The following is a 2366-nucleotide window of genomic DNA, read 5'->3' as shown; positions in this document are numbered from 1 at the left end:
GTGACTGCGTACCTTTTGTATAATGGGTCAGCGACTTATATTCTGTAGCAAGGTTAACCATTTAGGGGAGCCGTAGCGAAAGCGAGTCTTAACTGGGCGCTTAAGTTGCAGGGTATAGACCCGAAACCCGGTGATCTAGCCATGGGCAGGTTGAAGGTCAGGTAACACTGACTGGAGGACCGAACCCACTAACGTTGAAAAGTTAGGGGATGACCTGTGGCTAGGAGTGAAAGGCTAATCAAACCGGGAGATAGCTGGTTCTCCCCGAAATCTATTTAGGTAGAGCCTCGGACGAATACTTACGGGGGTAGAGCACTGTTAAGGCTAGGGGGTCATCCCGACTTACCAACCCTTTGCAAACTCCGAATACCGTAAAGTACTATCCGGGAGACACACGGTGGGTGCTAACGTCCATCGTGGAGAGGGAAACAACCCAGACCGTCAGCTAAGGTCCCAAAGTGTATGTTAAGTGGGAAACGATGTGGGAAGGCTAAAACAGCTAGGAGGTTGGCTTAGAAGCAGCCATCCTTTAAAGAAAGCGTAATAGCTCACTAGTCGAGTCGGCCTGCGCGGAAGATGTAACGGGGCTAAACATACCACCGAAGCTACGGCTGCGAACTTAGTTCGCGGGGTAGGGGAGCGTTCTGTAAGCGGCTGAAGGTGAACTGTAAGGTTTGCTGGACGTATCAGAAGTGCGAATGCTGACATGAGTAACGATAATGCGGGTGAAAAACCCGCACGCCGGAAGACCAAGGGTTCCTATCCCATGTTAATCAGGGTAGGGTGAGTCGACCCCTAAGGCGAGGCTGAAGAGCGTAGTCGATGGGAAACGGGTTAATATTCCCGTACTTGGTATAAATGCGATGGGGGGACGGAGCAGGCTAGGCAAGCATGGCGTTGGTTGTCCATGTGAAAGGCTGTAGGCTGGTGACTTAGGAAAATCCGGGTCGCTAAGGCTGAGAGTCGAGACGAGCCACCACGGTGGTGAAGTTGTTGATGCCCTACTTCCAGGAAAAGCCTCTAAGCTTCAGTTTATATCGAATCGTACCCTAAACCGACACAGGTGGTCAGGTAGAGAATACTAAGGCGCTTGAGAGAACTCGGGTGAAGGAACTAGGCAAAATTGTACCGTAACTTCGGGAGAAGGTACGCTCTTGTTTGTGAAGGATTTACTCCGTAAGCAGACGAGAGCCGCAGTGACCAGGTGGCTGGGACTGTTTATTAAAAACACAGCACTGTGCAAAATCGTAAGATGACGTATACGGTGTGACACCTGCCCGGTGCCGGAAGGTTAATTGATGGGGTTAGCTTAGGCGAAGCTCTTGATCGAAGCCCCGGTAAACGGCGGCCGTAACTATAACGGTCCTAAGGTAGCGAAATTCCTTGTCGGGTAAGTTCCGACCTGCACGAATGGTGTAACCATGGCCACGCTGTCTCCACCCGAGACTCAGTGAAATTGAAATCGCAGTGAAGATGCTGTGTACCCGCGGCTAGACGGAAAGACCCCGTGAACCTTTACTACAGCTTGGCACTGAACATTGACCCTACATGTGTAGGATAGGTGGGAGGCTTTGAAGCGCGCACGCTAGTGCACGTGGAGCCGACCTTGAAATACCACCCTTGTAGTGTTGATGTTCTAACTTAGGCCCCTAATCGGGGTTGAGGACAGTGCCTGGTGGGTAGTTTGACTGGGGCGGTCTCCTCCCAAAGAGTAACGGAGGAGCACGAAGGTTGGCTAAGTACGGTCGGACATCGTACGGTTAGTGTAATGGTAGAAGCCAGCTTAACTGCGAGACAGACACGTCGAGCAGGTACGAAAGTAGGTCATAGTGATCCGGTGGTTCTGAATGGAAGGGCCATCGCTCAACGGATAAAAGGTACTCCGGGGATAACAGGCTGATACCGCCCAAGAGTTCATATCGACGGCGGTGTTTGGCACCTCGATGTCGGCTCATCACATCCTGGGGCTGAAGTCGGTCCCAAGGGTATGGCTGTTCGCCATTTAAAGTGGTACGCGAGCTGGGTTTAGAACGTCGTGAGACAGTTCGGTCCCTATCTGCCGTGGGCGTTTGAGAATTGAGAGGGGCTGCTCCTAGTACGAGAGGACCGGAGTGGACGAACCGCTGGTGTTCGGGTTGTCATGCCAATGGCATTGCCCGGTAGCTACGTTCGGAATCGATAACCGCTGAAAGCATCTAAGCGGGAAGCGAGCCTCGAGATGAGTTCTCACTTGGACTTAGAGTCCACTAAAGGGCCGTTGAAGACTACAACGTTGATAGGCGAGATGTGGAAGTGGTGTGAGCCATTGAGCTAACTCGTACTAATTACCCGTGAGGCTTAACCATACAACGCCAAAGTGGTTTTGT

General features: G+C 51.9%; 1 rRNA gene. It reads left to right on the top strand.

The annotated features are described in order from the left end of the window. A 23S ribosomal RNA gene (locus CWB99_RS14575) occupies positions 1–2345 on the top strand; the annotation flags it as partial. Positions 2346–2366: the final 21 nt, after the last annotated feature.

It is taken from the genome of Pseudoalteromonas rubra (genome assembly GCF_005887095.1).
Lineage (GTDB): Bacteria > Pseudomonadota > Gammaproteobacteria > Enterobacterales > Alteromonadaceae > Pseudoalteromonas > Pseudoalteromonas rubra_E.
The sequence above is the reverse complement of the archived record's forward strand: the minus strand, read 5'-3'. Positions and strand labels throughout refer to the sequence as shown.